We start from the raw sequence: 20,165 nt of genomic DNA on the forward strand, positions 1-20,165 counted from the left end.
CTCCCCTCTGAAACTGGCGATTTCTCTTTATCAATCAACTGGTTATCTCCAATGTCTAACGAGCTCTAGCGACCGCTATTTGACCCTGTTGAACTCCGCCAAAACATGAGGACCTGAGCCAATTCGGAGCCAAAACGGCCGCCAGCGCCTAAAGTGGCCCCGCTTTTGGCGGGCAAGCTCTACCCAGCCTGCCGCGCCTTCACAGGAGCCAACCTGATGCGAATTGCCCTCAACCAGACCATCGTCGACACGATGTCGCTGGACGAGATTCCTATCCCGACCAAGCCGGTGACGTTCAAGGATCCTCCGCCTCCCAAGGTGGTCGTGACCGCCTCTGGCGCGAAAGTGGAAAAGGGCTTGGCCAATTATCTCGTCTACGACAACCACAACGATGCTCCGCCCGGGTTCGCCGTGCGAGTGGGGAAGAAGGCGTCGGTCTACTTGGTGGGCAAGCTGGTCGCCGGCCCCAAGCTCAAGATTCCCGTCGCGGTCGCGCCGCGGGCGCAAGGGAAGCGAGCCGCCGCTGCCCATCGCGCAAGCTCGGAAGCGGGCCTGGGATCTGCTCCAAATCGCCAAGAAGCATGGAGCGAACCCCAAGACTTGCCAACGGAGATGTTGGGGAGCGTGGGCGTGTGCGCGCTGAAATCGGCGGGCTGACTCATCGAAAATTCTGGGAATAGCAAAGCCCTCGGCGGAGGGCTTGAGAATGCGTCGCAGTCTAAGGGGCGGCCGACATCCGCCCGGGAGAGGGAGATGAACCGAGATTGGCTGGCCGGCCTGGCGCTGGTGGGCCTGGCTGCCACGGCGGCCGGTGATGACGGGGGCTCGCTGTGCACGCGGCTGGCCGATGAAGCCCGGCGGGCGCCTGCGTCCGCCTGGGCAGCACCCAGCCCCTTGGCGAACTGGATGAAGCCGGCGCCCGCTGCAGCGCCTTCGGCGCAGGCGGACGGGCTGGCCCGCGATGCGCGCTGGCGTGAGCAGCTCGCGGCGTCCGAGGGGCAGGTCGTGGGCGTGCAGCAGTTGGCCGGCGCGCCGGTCTTCCTGCTTGAGACGTTCGCCGGCACGGCAACTTGCCAGTCGCTGGTGCTGGTGGCCGCCCCGCCCGGCCAGCCCTCGCGGCAGCTTGAGCCGCCCTTCTCGCTGGACGGGTGGGACTTGTGCACGACCCGTTCAGCCGGGTTCTTCCAGGTGCTGGGCCGGCCGGCCTTCGTCGTGGGCGGTGCGCCGTCCATGACCAGCCCCGACTTCCACTACCGCATCGCGACCTGGGCGGGTCAGGGCTGGGGGCAGCGTTGCAGCGTCACGCTGAAGCGGCAGGTGGCGATGACGGCGGCGCAGCGCTTCTGCGCGCCGGGCGGCCGGGTCTGCGAGGCCGGCCAGCCGGTGGCGCGGCGGTTGGCGCAGGCCTACGAGCTGGCTCGCGCTGCGAACCGGCCGCTGGACGAGGTGGCCTTCAACGGCGGCCGCCGGCCGGATGCCGCGGTGGCCGCCGCGCTGAACCCGCCGCTCGCCGAGTCCGGTGCTGTGGGCGACATGAACCCACCGTTCCCGCTGTTCGGCGCGGATGAGAAGCGGCTGGATGCCATGCTGACCGTCTTCTCCAACGCCGATCCGCGCGTGCTGCCCGTGCGGGTGGAGGGGCGCTGGTGGCTGGCCGTCGTGGGTCGCTCCGGCGTGGGCTGGCGCGAGGGTGCTGCCGTCCTTGTCGCGCTGTTCGCCCCGCCAGGGCGGGCGGCCGATGGCGTGGCGTCGTATCAGTTCCTGGTTCGCCCTACAGGACTGCTCGATGCGGCAGCCTCCGACGAGCGGCCGTAGAAAACGCCTTGATAGAGCAACTGCACAAAGAGGGCGGTGGCCCGTTCGGTACCCGGCACTTGACGGGCGCTTCCGTCGGCTGCGCCCCTGTGAATGCCACCTGTTCCAACGATGGCGTGTTGAACGGTGCAGCCATAGAGCACGAGCATGCGCTGAAGCCGACGGAGTGGCCGCCGCTGGCGGCGCCGGATTCGCAGGAGTGCAAGCCCGCCAAGCCGCGTTCAGGACGTCCTCGCAAGGATGCGGCGGCCGATGAAAACCGGACGCAATGATGGTGTTTGCCCTCGCTGCTGCTTGGGGGGGGCATTTGACCTTGAAGCGCTTGTGGCCCTCAGGCTGAGCCGTTGCGAATTTGGCTGCCTCTTATGACTGCGCGGCGCGATTCGCCGTGGACTCAACTTCGGGTGCCAAAAAGATTGCGGCTCATTCAGTCACGCACACGAGGTGGTTTTGTCCGTCAGCAGCTCCAACGTCCGGCTTGCCGATCTTGAGGTGCTGGAGTGCCAGGGTCGCCTGGGCAAAAACGGTCCAGCCGTTGACGACCAGCGGCTTGCCGCCGCCCATTCATCGTCCGCCAAAGGTGCCAACGCTGGATCGTTGCCATCGCTGGCCGCGGCCCGCGTGAGTACGACCTCACCGTCGGGGCGGATCGTGTAGTGGATCCTGTCGCGTTTGCCCAGGTGCAGCGCCCGGCGCACCGACTCAGGCACGGTGGTCTGGTAGCGGTCGGTCAGCGTCGACTCGAGTCGAGTCGCATGATGGCAGGCATGGCGTGGCTCCGGCCGGGATGTTCAGCTTCAGCGGTAATGCATTTGCATTGCCACTTCAAGAGCTCCGCGGGTTTGCTTGCGAAGTCTGCTTCGCGCCAAGCCCCTCGGGCTTTGTCTCAACGACGTGTGCGAGGAGCGATCACCGAGCCGCCATCCGGTCGGCCGAACCCGAAGGATTTAGCCGCGCCGCCAGCATTGTGCTGGCGGTAGTTCAAGAGGCTCCTGGTCGAGCGCAGCCGCTCCAGCAGGGCGCTTGGCTCATGGCAGGCAGGCTGCCCCCTCATGAGCCGTCAGACAGGCCGCAGAGCCTGCCTTCGGTGCACATTCAGTCTTCCGACTTGAACACCAGCTTGACTTCGTGCGTCTGGGCGGCGCCGGTGCCTTCGAACTTCCACTGGCTCAGCGCGTCGATGGCGGCGCGATCGAAGATGCGCTTGGGTTCGGCCTCGACGATGTCCACGCCAGAAACCTTGCCGTCGCCGGCGATGGTCATCTTGGCGCGCACGCTGCCGGCGTTGATGTTCTTCTTGACCGCCTCGCTGGGGTACTCAGGAGCCACCTTCTTCAGGATCTTGGCATCGGCGTGAGCCAGGGAAGCAGCGGCGACGAGGGCGAGGGCGACAGCGGAGCGGGCAAACATCAGAGGGCTTCTTTCGGCGATTTGGATGGATGGAATAGGTGGCTTTGGGCCGTGTTGCAAAACGTATTCTGGCCAGTCGATCCCCCACGGGTAAGGGGGGTGGCCGTGCATAAGTCACGCCCCGATGCGCGGGTTTGCCCGTAGTCGACGCCCTTGCCAACTCCGTCACGGCGTGGGCGCAAAAAAGCCCTCGCGAGGAGGGCTGGTTTGGGGAGCGGGCGGGCTTCAGGCCGCTGCGTCGTCGCCGACCTCGTCCTTCTTGATGCGCACGGGACCGCGCTTCTTGGGCACGGCAGGCGCAGCCGCGGGTGCGGCCTCGGCCGCGGGGGCCGGTGAGGGAGCCGCAGCGTCTTCTTCCTTGATGACGCGGGTGTAGGGGGCCAGCGTCGTCACGAGCTGGGCATAGATCTTGGGGTTGCCGGCGACGACCTCGCGCTGGTGCAGGAAGTCGGCCTCGCCGGTGAAGTTGCCGATCAGGCCGCCGGCCTCGGTGACGATCAGCGAGCCAGCCGCCACGTCCCAGGGCTGCAGGCCGGTCTCGAAGAAGGCGTCGTAGTAGCCGGCGGCGACGTAGCAGAGGTCCAGCGCGGCGGCGCCCGGGCGGCGCAGGCCGGCGCATTGCTGCATGACTTCCTCGAACATCTTCATGTAGCGCTTGAAGTTGTCGCCGCGACGGAAGGGGAAGCCGGTACCGATCAGCGCATCGCTCATGCGGGTGCGCTTGGACACGCGCAGGCGGCGGTCGTTCAGGAAGGCGCCGCGGCCCTTGGTGGCGTAGAAGAGGTCGTTGCGCGTCGGGTCGTAGACGACGGCCTGCTGCACGACGCCGCGGTGCGCCAGCGCGATGGACACGCAGTACATCGGCAGGCCGTGGATGAAATTGGTGGTGCCGTCCAGCGGATCGATGATCCAGACGAACTCGGAATGCTTGGCGCCATGGGTGCGGCCGGACTCCTCGGCCAGGATGCCGTGGTCGGGGTAGGCGCCCAGCAGCGTCTCGATGATCACCCCTTCACAGGCGTGGTCGACCTCGGTGACGAAGTCGTTCGGGCTCTTGGTGTTGATGCGCAGAGCTTCGAGGTCCAGCGAGGCGCGGTTCATGATGGCGCCGGCCGCGCGGGCCGCCTTGATGGCGACATTGAGCATGGGATGGAGAGACGTCTGCTGCATGCGGGCACTCGCTGGAAGAAGGGGCTGACAGGAGGAAAGAGCGGCGGGGCAGGCCCCGGATAATGGCGAGATTCTAGCCGCAGCCCCGTACAAACCCGTGGAATCCACACGTTTCGTTCTCATCAACACCAGCCATGCCGGCAACGTCGGCGCCGCGGCGCGGGCGATGAAGGTGATGGGCTTTGGTGACCTGGTCCTCGTGGCACCCCGCTTCGCGGACGTGCTTTGCCACGAGGAGGCCGTCGCCATGGCCAGTGGCGCGGCCGACATCCTGGCCCGCGCCCGCGTCGTGCCGACGCTGGCCGAGGCGCTGGACGACGTGGACTTCGCCTGCGCCACCGCGATGACGCCGCGTGACTTCGGCCCGCCCACCCGCGAGCCGCGGGCGCTGTTCGCCGAGCTGGCCGCCCGCGAGGCCGCGCCGCGGCTCGCTCTGGTGTTCGGCTCCGAGCGCTACGGCATGAGCAACGAGGACGTCTACCGTTGCCATGCGGTGCTGAGCATCCCGACCCACCCCGACTACGGGTCGCTCAACCTCGCCCAGGCCGTGCAGCTGCTGGCCTACGACCTGCGCCAGGCCCTCGGCGGTTTCGGCGTGCAGGCCCGCACGCCCGACCCCGAGCTCGCCGACGCCCGCGCCGTGCAAGGCCTGCTGGACCACCTGCAGGCGGCGCTGACCGACATCGGCTACCTGGACCCCGCCGCGCCCAAGAAGCTGATGCCGCGGCTCAACCAGCTGTTCAACCGGGCGGGCCTGACGAACGAGGAAGTACACATCCTGCGCGGCATCGCCCGCCAGATGCAGAAGACCGCAGTCCCAGCAGGCCCAAGGTAGCCCCACCTACACTGGCTGGCCTTTCCCCACTGGCCGCACCATGTTCCAGCGCCTGCGCGAAGACATCGCCCTCATCCTCGAACGTGATCCGGCCGCCAGGTCGGCGTGGGAGGTGCTGACCTGTTACCCGGGCCTGCACGCGCTGATGCTGCATCGCCGCGCCCACTGGTTCTGGCAGCGCGGCTTCAAGTGGCTGGGCCGCTGGATCTCGCACTGGAGCCGCTGGCTGACCGGCATCGAGATCCACCCCGGCGCGCGCATCGGCCGCAAGGTCTTCATCGACCACGGCATGGGCATCGTCATCGGCGAGATGGCCGAGATCGGCGAGGGCTGCACCATCTACCAGGGTGTCACGCTGGGCGGCACCTCGCTCGTCAAGGGCGCCAAGCGCCATCCGACGCTGGGCCCGGGGGTCATCGTCGGCGCCAATGCCAGCGTGCTGGGTGGCTTCACGGTGGGTGCGGGCGCGCGCATCGGCTCGGGCGCCGTCGTGACCAAGCCGGTGCCGGCGGGTGCGACGGCGGTGGGCAACCCGGCCCGCATCATCGAGGCCGCCAGCGAGCAGGCCCGCGAGGAGGCGGCCGCCAGGATGGGGTTCTCCGCCTACGGTGTGACCCAGGGCGACGACCCGGTCGCGCTGGCCATGCGTGGCCTCATCGACAGCGCCTCCGGCCACGAGCACCAGATCGCGCTGCTGTGGAGCGCGGTCTGCAAGCTCTCGACCCAGGCCGGCCGGCCCGTCGGCGACTGCGTGCCCGACGATGCCCAGCGCGACGAGACTTTCGACGCGGCGGAGATGAATCGACTCGTCAAGTGAGTCGGGCAGTTCGCTGAGTGCCGCGAGCTGGATGAGAATCGCGGGTCCGGGCCATGTCGGCCTGCCCCCGGCGACGATCGTTGTGCTTCTGCGCGAGTTACGACTGCGGCTTTTCTCCGACTTGCGATGGCTGCTGGGCCTGGCGATGGCGGCCGCCGTCGCCACGGCCGGCGCGGCCCCGGCCGGCAAGCGTTGGTCCGGGCTGGCCGACATCACCTTCCAGCATCTCAGCCAGGAGCAGGGCCTGCCCAGCGCCATCGCCACGGCGGTGGCCGAGGACGGCGAGGGCTTCCTGTGGGTGGGCACGCCGGGCGGCCTGGCGCGCTGGGACGGCTACCGCTTCAAGATCTACAAGAGCGGCGGCGAGCAGCCCGGCGCGCTGCCGGACAACTACGTGCAGTCCCTGCATGGCGACGCGGCAGGGCGGCTCTGGGTGGGCACCAGCGCGGCAGGCCTGCTCCGGCGTGACCCGGCGACCGACCGCTTCGTCGCCGTCCCGGTGGGTGGGCCGCAGGGGCTGAGCCATGTCAGCGTGCGCCAGATCGCCGACGATGGCGCCGGCGGGCTGTGGATCGTCACCGATGGCGGGCTGGACCACCTGGACCCGGCCAGTGGCAACATCGAGCATGCCAGCGTGGCCGGTGCCTGGGCCGAGCGCGCCGGCGCCCAGGTCTGGACCGTGCTGCTGGACCGCCGCGGCCAGCTCTGGGTCGGCAGTGCGGCGGGGCTGTTCCGCCGCCCCTCCGCTGGCGCGCCCCTGCAGGCCGTGCCGCTGGTGCCGGGGCGCGTCGTGCAGCCCCAGGCCCTGACCCAGGACGGGAACGGGCAGATCTGGGTCGGCAGCTTGCACGAGGGTGTCTTCGTGCTCGGTCGCGAGGGCGAAGCGCCCGCCGTCGAGGTGCGCGAGGCAGGCGTGGCCGGCAAGGACAACCTGTTCGGCAGCAACCAGATCACCCGGTTGCTGGAGGTCCAGCCGGGAGAGATGTGGGTGGCGACGCTGGGCCAGGGTGCCGTGGCCGTGGACATCGAGAGCCGCGAGACGCGCCGCATCCGTCATGTGCCGGCCTGGCCCGTCAGCCTGGCGGACAACGCGTTGCGCACCCTCTACCGCGACCGCGCCGGCCTCGTCTGGCTGGCCTCCGACCGCGGCCTGAGCCGCTACGACCCGCGCCAGGTCGGCGTGCTCGCGCGGCTGGGCGTGGCGGCCGACGTCGGCGACGCGCTGGATGCGCGCTTCATCAGCACCGAGATCAGCTGGATCCTGCCCATGCCTGACGGGCGGCTGTGGCTGGCCACGCACAAGAGCGGCATCGACATTCTCGACGCCAGTGGCGCCCGCGTGTCGGGCCTGCGCCCCGACGCCAGCCGCCCCGAGACCGCGCTGCCGCCGGACATCGTGCTGGCCATGGCGCGGGTGGCCGACGGCAGCGTCTTCATCGCCACCAAGCGCGGCCTCTACCGGGCCGACGCCGAGGGCCGCCGGCTGCAGCGCGTCGGCCTGGCGGGCCGCGACCCGGCCGCGTCGACCTGGGCCCTGCTGGCCGACGGCAACAGCTTGTGGATAGGCGGCCAGTTCGACGGCCTTTGGCGACTGGACCTGGCCAGCGGTCGCGGCGCGGCGGTCGTGCCGGCCGCGCCGGGCCTGACCGACCAACGCATCATGGTCCTGGCTCGCGGCGCGGCGGGCGAACTCTGGGTCGGCACGCGCAACGGCCTGAATCGCGTCGACCCCATCAGCAACGGCGTCGTGCGCTACCCGGCCGGACCGACGCGGCCGCGCGGCCTGTCGGCCGGCTTCGTGACCGCGCTGATGCTGGACGACGAGGGGCGGCTCTGGGTTGGTAGCTACGGCGGCGGCATCGACGTGCTGCCGGCGCCGGGCCGCGGCGAGCCGGTGCGGCGCCTGGGCGTTGCCCAGGGGCTGCCGGACGGCACGGTCAACGCGCTGCTGCAGGATCAGCAGGGCCGCGTCTGGGCGAGCACCGATGACGGTCTGGCGCGCATCGACGCCGGGACCCTGGCGGTGCATGCGCTGCGCCGCGCCGAGGGCGTCGTTTTCCCGACCTACTGGACAGGCGCCGCGGCGCGCACCGAGCGCGGTGAGCTGCTGTTCGGCGGCGCCGGCGGCATGACGGTGGTCATGCCCGAGAAGCTGCAGGCCTGGACCTATCGGCCGCAGGTGCTGGTGACGGATGTGCAGATCGGCGGCCGGTCGGTGGCGCTGGCGCCGGGCGGCGGGGCGCCGCTGGAGGTGCCGGCCGACGGCAACAGCCTGGCGGTGGAGTTCTCGTCCAGCGACTTCTCCGCGCCGGAGCGCAACCGCTACGCCTACCGGCTCGAGGGCTTTGACGCCGGCTGGATGTCGGCCGACGCGACGCGGCGCCTGGCGGCCTACACCAATCTGCCGCCCGGTAACTACAAGCTGCGCCTGCGCGCCTCCAACCGCGACGGGCAATGGGGCGAGCGCGAGCTGGCCCTGCCGGTGCGGGTGGGCGCGGCCTGGCACCAGACCTGGTGGTTCCGCATCATGCTGGCCGTGGTGCTGGGTCTGCTGCTGGCCGTGGCGGTGGCGGTGCGCACGCGACTGCTGCGTCACCGCCAGCTGGAGCTGGAACACAAGGTGCGCGAGCGCACGGCCGAGCTTCGGGCGCTGCACCAGGCGCTGGAGGAGAAGTCCGTGCAGCTGGAGCTGAGCAGCGTGACCGATCCGCTGACCGGCCTTCACAACCGCCGCTTCCTGAGCGACCACATCGAGCAGGACCTGGCGGCCAGCCTGCGCCGCTCGCAGGAGACGCTGGCCGCGGGCGGGCAGCCGCTGGACACAGACAGCGTCTTCCTGCTGCTGGACATCGATGCCTTCAAGCGCATCAACGATCGCCATGGCCATGCGGCGGGCGACGCGGTGCTGGTGCAGTTCGGCGCGCGGCTGCGCTCGGTGCTGCGCGAGTCCGACTACCTGGTGCGCTGGGGCGGCGAGGAATTCCTGGCCGTCGCTCGCGACACCGACCGCCTGCGCGCCGAGGAGCTCGCCGAGCGCATGCGCAGCGTCGTCGCCGCCATGCCGTTCACGCTGGACGACGGCAGCGAGCTGGCGGTCAGCTGCTCGGTCGGCTTTGCATGCATGCCCTTCGAGCCGGAGCGGCCCCAGGCGCGCAGTTGGCAGCAGGTCGTCAACCTGGCCGATCTGGGCCTGTACGCCGCCAAGCGCTCCGGCCGCAATGCCTGGGTGGGCGTGCACGCGGCCGTCGGGCGCGGCGCCCTGGGCCGGCGCCTCGTGGGGGACTTCGGCCTCAGCAGCAGCCGCGGCCTGGACGAGGTGGTCGCCGCAATGGGCTCGTCCTCCGAGCCCGATGCGGTCGTCGGTTAGGCCGGCCGCTGCGCGGACTTGGGCCTGAAGGCCTTGCAGACCTCGTCGCGCGTTTCCAGGTAGGGGCCGCCGATCAGGTCTATGCAGTAGGGTACCGCCGCGAAGATGCCGCTGGCCTTTTCGTGGCCGGCCAGCGTCTCGGCGATGGCCTTGGGTTGGCCTGGCAGGTTGATGATGAGCGCCTTGCCGCGGATGACGGCGACCTGGCGTGACAGGATGGCCGTCGGCACGAAATGCAGCGAGATCTGGCGCATCTGCTCGCCGAAGCCCGGCATCACGCGGTCGGCCACGGCCAGCGTGGCCTCGGGTGTCACGTCGCGCGGTGCAGGACCGGTGCCGCCGGTAGTCAGCACGAGGTCGCAGCGCTCGGTGTCGACTAGCTCGACCAGCGCGGCCGAGATGCCGGCCTGCTCGTCGGGGATCAGCCGCGGCACGAACGTTATGGGGTTGTGCAGCGCGCCGGTCAGCCAGTCCTTGAGCGCGGGCAGGCCCTTGTCCTCGTAGACGCCGCTGGAGGCGCGGTCGCTGATGGAGACAATGCCGATGCGGACCGGGTCACTCATCGTCGTCCGCCGCCTCGCTGGCCTTGATGAACTGGAACAGCTCGCGGTAGGCGCGGCCGCTGCGCTTCTCGGGCGCGTTGGCGGCGTCCTTGCGTGCGGCGCGCACGAGGCTGCGCAACTGCTGGATGTCGACGTCGGCATGGGCAGCGAGGAACTCCTGCAGCGCGTCGTCGCCGGCCAGCAGGCGCTCGCGCCAGCGCTCGGACTGGTGCAGCTTCAAGCTGTCCTGCGCATGGCCCAGCTTGAAGGTGGCGACGGCCTCCCGGATGGGCTCGGGATCGATCTTGCGCATCAGCTTGCCGATGTACTGCATCTGCCGGCGCTTGCCCTCGAAGTTGGTGATCTTCTTGGCGGCCTTCAGCGCGTCCGACAGGATCTCTGGCAGGGCCAGCGGCTCCCAGCGGCTCTCGGGCAGGGCCAGCAGCTCTTCGCCCAGCTTCTGCAGCGCGGTCATGTCGCGCTTCATCTGGGACTTGCTGGGGCGGTCGAAGTCGTCGTCGTCTTCGAATTCGGGGATGTTTTCTAGCATTGGTGGCCGTGTTCAGGCGAGTCCTATGATTGTCGCCCACACGAATTCAGCGCTCTTCATGTCCCACGCCCAAGACGGTTTCGCCTACAGCCCAGAACAATTCCAGCAGTGGATCGAGGACGCTCTCGCCGAGGCCAGGAAGCTCGGCGCGAGCGACGCTGGCGCGGAGGTGTCCGAAGGCTGCGGCCTGTCGGTTTCGGCCCGCCTGGGCAAGCTGGAGAACGTGGAGCGCAACCGCGACAAGTCGCTGGGCATCTCGGTCTACCTGGGCCAGCGCCGCGGCAATGCCAGCACGTCTGACTTCTCGCCGCAGGCCATCCGCGATACGGTGCGCGCGGCCTACGACATCGCCCGCTTCACGGCCGAAGACGAGTTCGCCGGCCTTCCCGAAGCCGCCGACCTGGCGCTGGATGCGGCGGCGCGACCCGAACTGGACCTCTTCCATCCCTGGGCCGTCGACGCGGCCCAGGCAGCAGAGATCGCGCTGCGCTGCGAGGCCGCGGCACTGGGCGTGGACCGCCGCATCACCAACAGCGAGGGCGCGGCCGTGTCGGCCCAGCAGTCGCATTTCTGGATGGGCAACACGCGGGGCTTTCGTGGCGGCTATGCCAGCTCGCGACATTCCATCTCGGTCGCGCCCATCGCCGGCCGCGGCAACGACATGCAGCGCGACGCCTGGTACAGCTCCATGCGCGACGCGGCCGACCTCGCGTCGGCGGAGGCCGTGGGCCGCTATGCCGCCGAGCGTGCGCTGTCGCGCCTGAAGGCGCGCAAGGTCGCCACGGCCGAGGTGCCGGTCTTGTTCGAGAGCACGGTCGCCATCGGTCTGCTGGGCGCGCTGGTGCAGGCCACCAGCGGCGGCGCGCTGTACCGGCGCACCAGTTTCCTGCTCGACAGCCTGGGCCAGCCGGTGACGGCGCCGCATGTCGACATCGCCGAGGATCCGCATGTGAGGAAGGGCAAGGGCAGTTCGCCCTTCGACGACGAGGGCGTCGTCACGCGCGCCCGCTCCGTCGTGCAGGGCGGCGTGCTGCAGGGCTACTTCCTGTCCAGCTACTCGGCGCGCAAGCTGGGCATGCAGACCACGGGCCATGCCGGCGGTTCGCACAACCTGCGCATGAGCAGCCGTGCGACGGCGCCAGGCGACGACCTCCCGACCATGGTGAAGCGAATGGGCCGCGGCCTGCTCGTCACCGAGTTGATGGGGCAGGGCGTCAACTACGTGACCGGCGACTACTCGCGCGGCGCCAGCGGCTACTGGGTGGAGAACGGCGAGATTGCCTACCCGGTTCATGAAGTGACCATTGCCGGCAACTTGAAGGACATGCTGCAGAACATCGTCGGCATCGGCGCCGACGAGTACACGATGGGCACCAAGACCGTCGGCTCCATGCTCGTCACCGGCATGAAGCTGGCCGGCAACTGACTATCATCAAAAAAACCTGCCAAAACCTGGAGACCTGCCAATGATCCGTTGCACGTTGAAGCCGCTCGCCCTGGGCGTCGCGACCGCCTTTGCGCTGCTGGCCGGCGCGGCCCATGCCGCCGACATCAAGCTCGGCGTCGCCGAGGCGCTGTCGGGTGGCGCGGCGCAGTATGGCCAGAGCATCCGCAACGGTTTCCAGCTGGCCGCCGACGAGATCAATGCGGCCGGCGGCATCAATGGCAACAAGCTGGTGTTGGTCGTCGAGGACGAGCAGGGCAAGAAGGAAGAGGCGATCAACGCCTTCAAGAAGCTGATCTTTCAGGACAAGGTGCTGATGCTGTTCGGCCCCACGCTGTCCAACTCCGCCCAGGCCGCCGACCCGATCGCGCAGGCAGCCAAGACGGTGGTGTTCGGCACGTCCAACACGGCTGACGGCATCACGTCCATCGGCGACCATGTGTTCCGCAACTCGGTCACCGAGGCCGACGTGCTGCCGGTCACGCTGTCCACTGCGGTCAAGAAGCTGGGCATCAAGAAGGTCGCCGTGCTGTACGGCAATGACGACGTCTTCACGAAGAGCGGCTACGACAACTTCAAGAAGGCCCTGGACGCGCAGAAGATCACCGTCACGTCGACCGAGACTTTCGCCAAGGGCGACGTGGACTTCAAGGCCCAGCTCACCAAGATCAAGGCGAGCAGTCCCGATGCGGTGGTGCTGTCCGCGCTGATCGCCGAGGGCGCGCCCATCATGGTGCAGGCCCGTCAGCTGGGCCTGAACGTGCCGGTCATCGGCGGCAACGGCATGAATTCGGTCAAGGTGTTCGAGCTGGCCAAGGGCGCGTCCGACGGCCTGTGGATAGGCTCCCCCTGGTCCATCGAGAACCAGACCAAGGAGAACGGCGCCTTCATCGTCGCCTACACCAAGCAGCACAAGTCGGCGCCCGACCAGTTCGCGGCGCAGGCCTATGACGCGATGCACATCACGGCCCAGGCACTGAAGAAGATCAAGCTCAGCGGCGACCTCGCCAAGGACCGCGCCGCGCTGCGCAATGCGCTGCCGGATGTGAAGTGGACCGGCGCGACCGGCGGCTTCGCCTTCCGCCGCGCGCTGGACAAGGCCGGCAAGCCGGCCGGTTACGACGCCGACCAGACCGCCATCGTCAGCGTCACCAAGGGTGGCCGCTACGCCATAGAGAAGTAAGGCGGCGCCAGCCGCTGCGGCCCGCGGAGCTCCACCGCGGGTCTGGTCTTTTGCGCAGGTTCCGACGTGCTCGAACAGCAACTCTTCAACGCCCTCTCGCTCGGCAGCGTCTATGCGCTGTTCGCGCTCGGCTTCACGCTGGTGTTCGGCGTGCTGGGCGTTGTCAACCTGTCGCACGGCGCCGTCTTCATGGTGGGTGCCTACGCGGCGCTTCAGGCCGTCCTCAAGCTGAATCTGCCGCTGGCCGGCGCGCTGGCCGTGGCCTTTCTCGCGTCGGGCCTGCTGGGGCTGGTCATCGACCAGCTGGTGCTGCGGCCGCTTCGGGCTCGCAATGCGCCGCACCTGATCCCGATGATCGCCACCATAGGCCTGGCCATCGCGCTCAACAGCCTGGCCCAGGGCCTTTTCGGCGCCGAGAACCTGCGCTTCCCGGCCGAGGTGCTGCCGCATGATGCGCTGACCCTCGCCGGCCTGCACGTGACGGTGCTGGAGCTGGGCATCATCGTGCTGTCCTTCTGCCTGATGGCCTTGCTGCTGCTGGTGCTGCGCGGCACGCAGCTGGGCCGGGCGCTGCGGGCCATCGCCGAGTCGCCCAAGGCTGCGGCGCTGCTGGGCATCAACGTCGGCGGGCTCTTCATGCTGACCAGCTTCTTTGCCGCCGGCCTGGGCGGCGTGGCCGGCGTGCTGATCGGCCTGTACTCCAACGCGCTGTTCCCGCTGATGGGCCAGCCCATCCTGCACAAGGGCATTGCCGTCATCATCCTTGGTGGCATGGGTGACATCCGCGGCGCGATGCTGGCGGGGCTGTTCCTCGGCTTCGCGGAGGTGCTGTCGGTGGCCTACATCGGCTCGACGATGCGCGACGCCGTCGGCTTCGGCCTGCTGTTCGCCGTGCTGCTGCTGCGGCCCAAGGGCCTGTTCGGCACCACCAACGAGCGAAAAGTGTGATGGCCGAGAGTTTCGACAGCTTCTGGGCCGTCTACAGCAACCTGGTGCTGACCCTGGGCACCAACTCGCTGCTGGCCCTGTCCATCTACCTGACGCTTTCCTGCGGCATGCTGGCGATGGCCAACGCGGCCTTCATGGGCATAGGCGCCTATGCGGCCGCGCTGCTGACGATGAGTGCCGGGGCGCCGTTCCCGCTCGCGCTGGCCGGGGGCATGGCGGCGCCGGCGCTGGTGGCCTTCGTGATCGGCGGGCCCACGCTGCGGCTGTCTGGCGTCTATCTGGCGATGGCGACTCTGGCCTTCGGCGAGGTGGTGCGCATCTTCATCCTCAACACCGAGGACTGGACCGGCGGCGCGCTGGGCCTGAACGGCATCCCGCAGCAGACTGAGTGGTGGCATGTCGCGCTGGCATTGGGCTTGGCCTGCCTGGTGCTCGGGCTGCTGCGCCGCTCCAAGGTCGGGCGCGCCTTCGAGGCCATCAAGCTCGACGAGACGGCGGCCGGGCTGATGGGCATCGACGTCAATGCGCACAAGATGCTGGCCTTCGTGCTGGGCGCGATGCTGGCCGGCCTGGCCGGCGCGCTGAACGCACACCTGACCTTCTTCATCGGTCCCAACGAATACGGCTTCGACCGTGGCGTCGAGATCCTGACCATGACCATCCTGGGCGGCATCAACGGCCTGATGGGCCCGATCTCCGGCGCCATCATCCTGACGCTGCTGCCCGAGCTGCTGCGCGGGCTGGCGGACTTTCGCAACGTCTTCAACGGCCTGATCCTGGTCGTCATCGTGCTGTTCCTGCCGCGCGGTCTGTGGGACCCGGCGCGGTTTTCCGCGCTGTGGCGCGCGTTGCCGAGCCGGCGGAGCTGAGCATGCTGAAGCTGCAATCCGTCTCGCGCCATTTCGGCGGCCTCAAGGTGCTGCAGGACGTCAGCTTCGAGGTGCCGACCGGCGGCATCTTCGGCCTGATCGGCCCCAACGGCGCGGGCAAGACCACGGTGGTCAACCTGATCACGGGCCTGCTGCCACCGACCTCGGGAGACATCCTGTTCGACGGCGCGAGCCTGGTCGGCCGCAAGCCGCACCGCATCACGACGGGTGGCATCGCGCGCACCTTCCAGAACATCCGCGTGTTCAAGGAGATGACGCTGCTGGAGAACGTCATCGTCGGCATGCACGGCCGGCTGGGCTATGGTCCGGCCGGGATGCTGCTGCGCCTGCCGGGTTTCCGCACCGCCGAGCGTGCCGCCCGTGAGCGGGCGCGCGAGCTGCTGTCGTGGATGAAGCTGGAGCACAAGGCCGACGACATCGCCGACAACCTCAGCTACGGCGAGCAGCGCAAGCTGGAGCTGGCACGCGCGCTGGCCACCGAGCCCAAGCTGCTGCTGCTGGACGAGCCGGTGGCCGGCATGAACGGCGCCGAGAAGGCCGAGCTGATGGAGGAGATCCGCAACATCCAGGCGCGCGGCTACACCCTCTTCATGATCGAGCACGACATGCGCTTTGTCATGGGCCTGTGCGAGCACATCGCCGTGCTGAACTTCGGCCGCATCATCGCCCAGGGCGGGCCCGACGAGGTGCGCAACGACCCGCAGGTCATCGAGGCCTACCTGGGGCGCGACGACGATGAATGAACCTCTGCTGAGCGTGCGCGGCCTGGCCGTCAACTACGGTCATGTGGAGGCCGTGCGCGGCATCGACCTGGACCTCGCGGCCGGCGAGATCACGACGCTGGTGGGCGCCAACGGCGCCGGCAAGTCGACCACGCTGATGGCCTTGTCCGGCCTCGTGAAGAAGGCGGCGGGCCGGGTGCTGTTCGACGGCCGCGACATCTCCGGTGCGGCGCCGCATCGCATCGTCGGCGACGGCCTCGTGCAGGTGGCGGAGGGCAGGGCGACGCTGACGACGCTGAGCGTGCGCGAGAACCTGGAGTTGGGCGCCTACACGCGCCGCGACGGCGCGGCGGCGCGCGCGCGCGACATCGACCGTGTCTATTCGCTGTTCCCGCGCCTGGCCGAGCGCGCCGCGCAACTGGCCGGCAGCCTGTCCGGCGGCGAGCAGCAGATGCTGGCCATAGGCCGCGCGCTGATGGCTCGGCCGCGGCTGCTGTTGCTGGACGAGCCATCGATGGGCCTCGCGCCCATCATCGTGCAGGACATCTTCCGCACGCTGAAGGCAATCAACGCCGAGGGGTTGACCATCTTCCTCGTCGAGCAGAACGTGAAGCAGGCGCTGAAGCTGGCGCAGCGCGCCTATGTGCTGGAGAGCGGCCGCGTGGTGCTGCAGGGCAGCGGCACCGATCTGCTGGGCGACCCGCGCGTGCAGGCCGCCTATCTAGGCCATTAGCCCAGCTGCTGCGCCTGCACGAACAGCCGGGTCGAGCGCGCGCCGGAGCGGCAGAAGCACAGCAGCGGCCGCGGCAGCGTCGCCAGCAGATCGGCAAAGGCGGCGATCTCCTCGGGCGACTGGTAGCCGCCCGCCACCGGCAGGTGGCGGTACTCCAGGCCCGCGGCCTCGGCCGCAGCCTGAATGGCTGCCGAGGTCGGCTGGTCCGGCCCATGCTCGAAGTCGGGGCGGTTGTTGACGACGCTCTTGAAGCCCAGGGCCGCGGCTTCGGCCATGGCCTCGGGCGTCAGCTGCGGGGCGACGCAGACATCGGGTGTCAGCGCTTGCAGGGGCAGGCTCATCGCAACCTCCTTACTTGGCCAGCGCGGCCTTGACGGCGGCCGACACCGTGCTCATCTCGGCCACGCCGCCCAGCTGGGTTTTGGCGGCGGCCATCACCTTGCCCATGTCGCCCGGGCCGCTGGCACCCAGCTCGGCCACGATGGCGGCGACCTTCTCGGCCACGGCCTCGGCCGACAGGCGCTCGGGCAGGTAGACCTGCAGCACGGCCAGCTCGGCGCTTTCCTTGGCGACGAGGTCGTCGCGGCCGGCGGCGGCGAACTGGGAGATCGAGTCCTTGCGCTGCTTGATGAGCTTGTCGACGATGGCCACGAGGGCGGCGTCGTCGACGGTGATGCGCTCGTCCACCTCTTTTTGCTTGACGGCGGCCAGCAGGCCGCGGATGGTCAGCAGACGGTCGGCTTCCTTGGCGCGCATCGCGGCCTTCATGTCTTCGGTGATGCGGTCTTTCAGGCTCATGGGGACATCCGGTTCGAAAAGACAAAAACCCGCGACAGCGTCCTGTGGCGGGTTTCGGGTCAACCGGAGCCGAAGCTCCGGGTCGCGTCAGAGACGATCAGTACAGCTTCTTCGGCAGCTGCATGCTGCGCACACGCTTGTAGTGGCGCTTCACGGCGGCAGCCTTCTTGCGCTTGCGCGCGGCGGTGGGCTTCTCGTAGAACTCGCGAGCGCGCAGCTCGGTCAGCAGGCCCAGCTTCTCGATGGTGCGCTTGAAACGGCGCAGGGCGACGTCGAACGGCTCGTTTTCCTTGACGCGGATGGTGGTCATGTAATTCCTTCAGATTGCGCTCGGTGTTCGCGGCTGGGTTCAGCAGCAGGTTCCGGATTGCTGCATCAACTACAGATGCCTGCGAATCGACGCGCGGGGTTTGCCAGCAAAGCCGGGGATTGTAGCCGGGAAATCAAGGACTTGCCAAGATTTGCTCAGGCGGTGACTGGGGCGGCCGCCAGGGCCTCGGCGCAGGCGGCCGCGCTGGCCCACGCCCACTGGAAGTTGTAGCCCCCCAGCCAGCCTGTCACATCAACGACCTCGCCGATGAAATACAGGCCGGGCAGATGCTTGCTTTCCAGCGTCTGCGAGCTGAGGTCGCGGGTGGAGACGCCGCCGCGCATGACCTCGGCCTTGCGCCAGCCCTCGTCGCCATTGGGCATCAGCGCCCAGTCGTGCACGCTGCGGCCCAGGCGTTGCAGATCGGCGTCGCGGCATTCCGGCAGCGGTCGGGCCACGTCCAGGCCGGCGCGCTCCAGCCAGGCGGAGGCCAGGCGCTGCGGCAGCCGTGCCGCCAGCTCGTTGCCCAGTTGGCGGCGCGATGTGGCCTTGGCCTCGACGAGTTCCTGGTCGAGCTTCAGCTCCGGCGCCAGGTTGATCTGCAGCGGCTGGTCGGCGGCAGTGCGGTAGCTGGAGATCTGCAGGATGGCCGGCCCGCTGAGGCCGCGGTGCGTGAACAGCAGGTCTTCCAGGAAGCGCCCCCGCGTCTTGCCGGCGCCGCAGGCCACCTCGACCGGCAGCGACAGCCCGGCCAGCGCGGCAAAGGGTGCCCAGGCTTGGGCGTCGAAGGTCAGCGGCACCAGCGCCGGGCGGGGTTCGACGATGGCATGCCCGAAGCGCTTGGCCAGGCGCAGGCCCCAGTCGCTGGCGCCTATCTTGGGTACCGGCAGGCCGCCGGTCGCGACGACCACGCGCGGCGCGCGCACCGGCCCCTGGCTGGTGTCCAGCTCGAAGCCGCCCTCGGCCAGCGGGCGCACGTCGGCCACCGTGCAGGGCTGCCAGCGCGTGACGCCGCCCGCCTCGCATTCCCTGAGCAGCATCTGGATGATCTGCTCGCTGGAGTCGTCGCAGAACAGCTGGCCCTTGTGCTTCTCGTGGAAAGCGATGCCGTGGCTCTGCACCAGCTTGATGAAGTCCTGCGGCGTGTAGCGGGCCAGGGCCGAGCGGCAGAAGGCCGGGTTCTCGGACAGGAAATTGGCCGGCCCGGCCTCGCGATTCGTGAAATTGCACCGCCCGCCGCCCGAGATGCGAATCTTTTCGGCGAGCTTGGGCGCGTGGTCGATCAGCAGCACCTTGAGCCCGAGCTGGCCGGCCCGACCCGCGCAGAACAGGCCTGCCGCCCCCGCGCCCACCACCACCGCATCGAATCCCTGCATACGCCTCCCGTGAATGGGCGGCATTGTCGTGGGTGGGTGCCCCGAAACTCGGTAGGATTCGAGCCGGGCATTGAAGTGGGCTTCTAGGGGGGAGTCCCGATTCGTGGGGTGGTCCGGCCTTGCTGGCGTCTCTTTTGCCCTACTACATTCCCTTGACACCCAGGGCGCGTCGCGGTTTGGGCCGCGAGTGCACGATCGCATCAAAAACGATTCCATGGACATGACTGCCGACCAGACAGCGATGGAGCCGCAACCCGGCAGCCTGGCGCATTGGCTGGCTGGACATGCCGAGCTCGGCAGCGAGGCGTTGGCCGGTCTGGTGGCGTTGATCGAGCCGCTGGGCAGCCAGGCCGCCATCAAGGCCGTGGCCACCGGGCGCTACGTGTTTGCGAGCGCCGGCCTGGCCCAGATGTTCGAGTGCGAGGCCATCGTCGGCCATGCCGATGCCGAACTGCTCAAGCCCGACGAGACGACGGCGCTGCGCCGCGTCGAACAGACCGTCATGGCCCAGCGCTTCCCCGTCGTCAGCGAGCACAAGCTGGAGATCAACGGCCGCCGGCGCGAGTTCAGCGTCACGCGGCTGGCCCTGGGGGCCGACTTCCTGCTTGCCGTCTGGCATGAGCGCACCGAGGAGCGCCACCGCGAGGCGCATCTGCAGCGCGCGTTGGCCCAGATCGAGCAGCAGCAGAGCGCCATCGAGCAGATCCGCCGCGAGCTGCAGCAGGGTTCGGGCCGCGATGAGGTTTCGGGCCTGTACATGCGTGCGCAGTTCGACGACCAACTGCTGCGCGAGATCGACCTGTCCTCGCGCGAGCATCGCGAGTTTGCCCTGGTCGTCATCGCGCTGGATGCGTCGCCCGTCGTCGCAGACCTGGGCGAGGACGCACAGCAGCGCCTGCTCGAAGGCATAGGCCGCATGCTGCGCGCCAACACGCGGGCCATGGACTCGGCCTGCCGCATCGGCGCCCAGCGCTTTGCCGTGCTGCTGTCGGGAGTGGGCCTGGCGACGGCCCATGCGCGCATGGAGCAGTTGCGCCGGCAATGCGCGGCCCAGATCGTCGTGCTCAACGGCCAGGACCTGGGCCTGTCGATCTCCATGGGGGTGTCCAGCTTCCCGCACACGGCCTCACGCCAGGACGAGCTGATGCTGGCCAGCGAGGCCGCCGTGCACGAGGCCCAGCGCCGCGGCGGCAACCAGGTCGTGCTGGCGTCCATCGCCTTCGGCTAGCGCGGGTTTAGGTGGCGGCATTCCTAC

The 20,165-nt window shown here is 69.0% G+C and carries 22 protein-coding genes and 1 pseudogene; 13 read left to right on the plus strand and 10 right to left on the minus strand.

All coding sequences use genetic code 11. The features are described from left to right. Window positions 1-216: 216 nt before the first annotated feature. From JOY88_RS01740 to JOY88_RS01750, 3 genes are all read left to right on the plus strand, one after another. Window positions 217-657: a hypothetical protein gene (locus JOY88_RS01740; protein ID WP_293499829.1), complete on the plus strand. Its 441-nt coding sequence runs from the start codon at window positions 217-219 to the stop codon at window positions 655-657. A 96-nt stretch (window positions 658-753) separates the two neighbouring features. Beyond that, complete coding sequence (locus tag JOY88_RS01745; RefSeq protein ID WP_293499831.1) at window positions 754-1,815, plus strand: hypothetical protein; 1,062 nt, start codon at window positions 754-756, stop codon at window positions 1,813-1,815. Window positions 1,816-1,823: 8 nt separating this feature from the next. Continuing rightward, entirely contained in the window at window positions 1,824-2,087 is a 264-nt protein-coding gene (locus JOY88_RS01750; RefSeq protein WP_293499833.1) for a hypothetical protein, read from the plus strand. A gap of 151 nt (window positions 2,088-2,238) precedes the next feature. Here the strand turns inward: JOY88_RS01750 and JOY88_RS01755 are convergent, their stop codons facing one another. The 4 genes and pseudogenes from JOY88_RS01755 to JOY88_RS01770 all read right to left on the minus strand — a co-directional run bounded on the left by JOY88_RS01755 (window position 2,239) and on the right by JOY88_RS01770 (window position 4,395). Continuing rightward, window positions 2,239-2,379, minus strand: coding sequence for a hypothetical protein (locus tag JOY88_RS01755; protein ID WP_293499835.1), 141 nt, complete (start codon window positions 2,377-2,379; stop codon window positions 2,239-2,241). 20 nt (window positions 2,380-2,399) lie between these two features. After that, window positions 2,400-2,549: pseudogene (locus tag JOY88_RS01760) on the minus strand (AbrB/MazE/SpoVT family DNA-binding domain-containing protein); the annotation flags it as partial. Between the two features lie 361 nt (window positions 2,550-2,910). Next, window positions 2,911-3,225, minus strand: coding sequence for an energy transducer TonB (locus JOY88_RS01765; RefSeq protein ID WP_293499837.1), 315 nt, complete (start codon window positions 3,223-3,225; stop codon window positions 2,911-2,913). Window positions 3,226-3,450: 225 nt separating this feature from the next. Further along, window positions 3,451-4,395 (minus strand): inositol monophosphatase family protein, encoded by a 945-nt coding sequence (locus JOY88_RS01770; RefSeq protein ID WP_293499839.1) that lies wholly within the window; start codon window positions 4,393-4,395, stop codon window positions 3,451-3,453. 97 nt (window positions 4,396-4,492) lie between these two features. Here JOY88_RS01770 and JOY88_RS01775 point away from each other — a divergent pair, with 97 nt between their 5' ends. The 3 genes from JOY88_RS01775 to JOY88_RS01785 all read left to right on the plus strand — a co-directional run bounded on the left by JOY88_RS01775 (window position 4,493) and on the right by JOY88_RS01785 (window position 9,414). Next, window positions 4,493-5,230: an RNA methyltransferase gene (locus JOY88_RS01775; protein ID WP_293499841.1), complete on the plus strand. Its 738-nt coding sequence runs from the start codon at window positions 4,493-4,495 to the stop codon at window positions 5,228-5,230. 40 nt (window positions 5,231-5,270) lie between these two features. Then, the gene (cysE, locus tag JOY88_RS01780) at window positions 5,271-6,047 is read left to right on the plus strand and encodes a serine O-acetyltransferase (protein WP_293499843.1); all 777 of its coding nucleotides are present in this window, start codon (window positions 5,271-5,273) and stop codon (window positions 6,045-6,047) included. 121 nt (window positions 6,048-6,168) lie between these two features. After that, complete coding sequence (locus JOY88_RS01785; RefSeq protein WP_293499845.1) at window positions 6,169-9,414, plus strand: ligand-binding sensor domain-containing diguanylate cyclase; 3,246 nt, start codon at window positions 6,169-6,171, stop codon at window positions 9,412-9,414. On the opposite strand, the gene mog is transcribed toward JOY88_RS01785, so the two are convergent. Both mog and yjgA read right to left on the minus strand, forming a co-directional pair. After that, a complete protein-coding gene (gene mog, locus JOY88_RS01790) occupies window positions 9,411-9,977 on the minus strand; it encodes a molybdopterin adenylyltransferase (RefSeq protein ID WP_293499847.1) in 567 nt (188 codons plus the stop codon). The two genes, JOY88_RS01785 and mog, sit on opposite strands and share 4 nt — an antisense overlap. Next, window positions 9,970-10,506, minus strand: a complete 537-nt coding sequence (yjgA, locus tag JOY88_RS01795) for a ribosome biogenesis factor YjgA (RefSeq protein WP_293499849.1) — start codon at window positions 10,504-10,506, stop codon at window positions 9,970-9,972. The genes mog and yjgA overlap by 8 nt, the downstream gene beginning before the upstream one ends. A gap of 58 nt (window positions 10,507-10,564) precedes the next feature. Here yjgA and pmbA point away from each other — a divergent pair, with 58 nt between their 5' ends. The 6 genes from pmbA to JOY88_RS01825 all read left to right on the plus strand — a co-directional run bounded on the left by pmbA (window position 10,565) and on the right by JOY88_RS01825 (window position 16,426). Then, entirely contained in the window at window positions 10,565-11,932 is a 1,368-nt protein-coding gene (gene pmbA, locus JOY88_RS01800) for a metalloprotease PmbA (RefSeq protein ID WP_293499851.1), read from the plus strand. Between the two features lie 40 nt (window positions 11,933-11,972). Then, a complete protein-coding gene (locus JOY88_RS01805) occupies window positions 11,973-13,133 on the plus strand; it encodes an ABC transporter substrate-binding protein (protein ID WP_524539173.1) in 1,161 nt (386 codons plus the stop codon). A gap of 66 nt (window positions 13,134-13,199) precedes the next feature. Next, on the plus strand, window positions 13,200-14,081 hold the full coding sequence (locus tag JOY88_RS01810; RefSeq protein ID WP_293499855.1) for a branched-chain amino acid ABC transporter permease: 882 nt from the start codon (window positions 13,200-13,202) through the stop codon (window positions 14,079-14,081). Continuing rightward, entirely contained in the window at window positions 14,081-14,950 is an 870-nt protein-coding gene (locus JOY88_RS01815; protein WP_293499857.1) for a branched-chain amino acid ABC transporter permease, read from the plus strand. The genes JOY88_RS01810 and JOY88_RS01815 overlap by 1 nt, the downstream gene beginning before the upstream one ends. Window positions 14,951-14,952: 2 nt before the next feature. After that, window positions 14,953-15,714 carry an ABC transporter ATP-binding protein gene (locus JOY88_RS01820; protein WP_293499859.1) on the plus strand — a complete coding sequence of 254 codons (762 nt, stop codon included), beginning with the start codon at window positions 14,953-14,955 and terminating at the stop codon, window positions 15,712-15,714. Continuing rightward, window positions 15,707-16,426 (plus strand): ABC transporter ATP-binding protein, encoded by a 720-nt coding sequence (locus tag JOY88_RS01825; protein ID WP_293499861.1) that lies wholly within the window; start codon window positions 15,707-15,709, stop codon window positions 16,424-16,426. Before JOY88_RS01820 ends, JOY88_RS01825 begins: the two co-directional genes overlap by 8 nt. On the opposite strand, the gene JOY88_RS01830 is transcribed toward JOY88_RS01825, so the two are convergent. The 4 genes from JOY88_RS01830 to JOY88_RS01845 form a co-directional block, all read right to left on the minus strand. Next, a complete protein-coding gene (locus JOY88_RS01830; RefSeq protein WP_293499863.1) occupies window positions 16,423-16,767 on the minus strand; it encodes a protein tyrosine phosphatase family protein in 345 nt (114 codons plus the stop codon). The two genes, JOY88_RS01825 and JOY88_RS01830, sit on opposite strands and share 4 nt — an antisense overlap. 10 nt (window positions 16,768-16,777) lie before the next feature. Beyond that, entirely contained in the window at window positions 16,778-17,224 is a 447-nt protein-coding gene (locus JOY88_RS01835; protein ID WP_293499865.1) for a GatB/YqeY domain-containing protein, read from the minus strand. Window positions 17,225-17,321: 97 nt separating this feature from the next. After that, window positions 17,322-17,534 (minus strand): 30S ribosomal protein S21, encoded by a 213-nt coding sequence (gene rpsU / locus JOY88_RS01840; protein ID WP_293499867.1) that lies wholly within the window; start codon window positions 17,532-17,534, stop codon window positions 17,322-17,324. Window positions 17,535-17,689: 155 nt separating this feature from the next. Beyond that, on the minus strand, window positions 17,690-18,910 hold the full coding sequence (locus JOY88_RS01845) for a BaiN/RdsA family NAD(P)/FAD-dependent oxidoreductase (protein WP_293499869.1): 1,221 nt from the start codon (window positions 18,908-18,910) through the stop codon (window positions 17,690-17,692). Between the two features lie 214 nt (window positions 18,911-19,124). On the opposite strand from JOY88_RS01845, the gene JOY88_RS01850 reads away from it, so the two are divergent. Further along, window positions 19,125-20,138 (plus strand): GGDEF domain-containing protein, encoded by a 1,014-nt coding sequence (locus JOY88_RS01850; RefSeq protein ID WP_293499871.1) that lies wholly within the window; start codon window positions 19,125-19,127, stop codon window positions 20,136-20,138. The last annotated feature ends 27 nt before the right edge of the window (window positions 20,139-20,165 follow it).

Origin of the sequence: Roseateles sp. (genome assembly GCF_019237615.1) — a bacterium.
GTDB lineage: Bacteria > Pseudomonadota > Gammaproteobacteria > Burkholderiales > Burkholderiaceae_C > Pelomonas.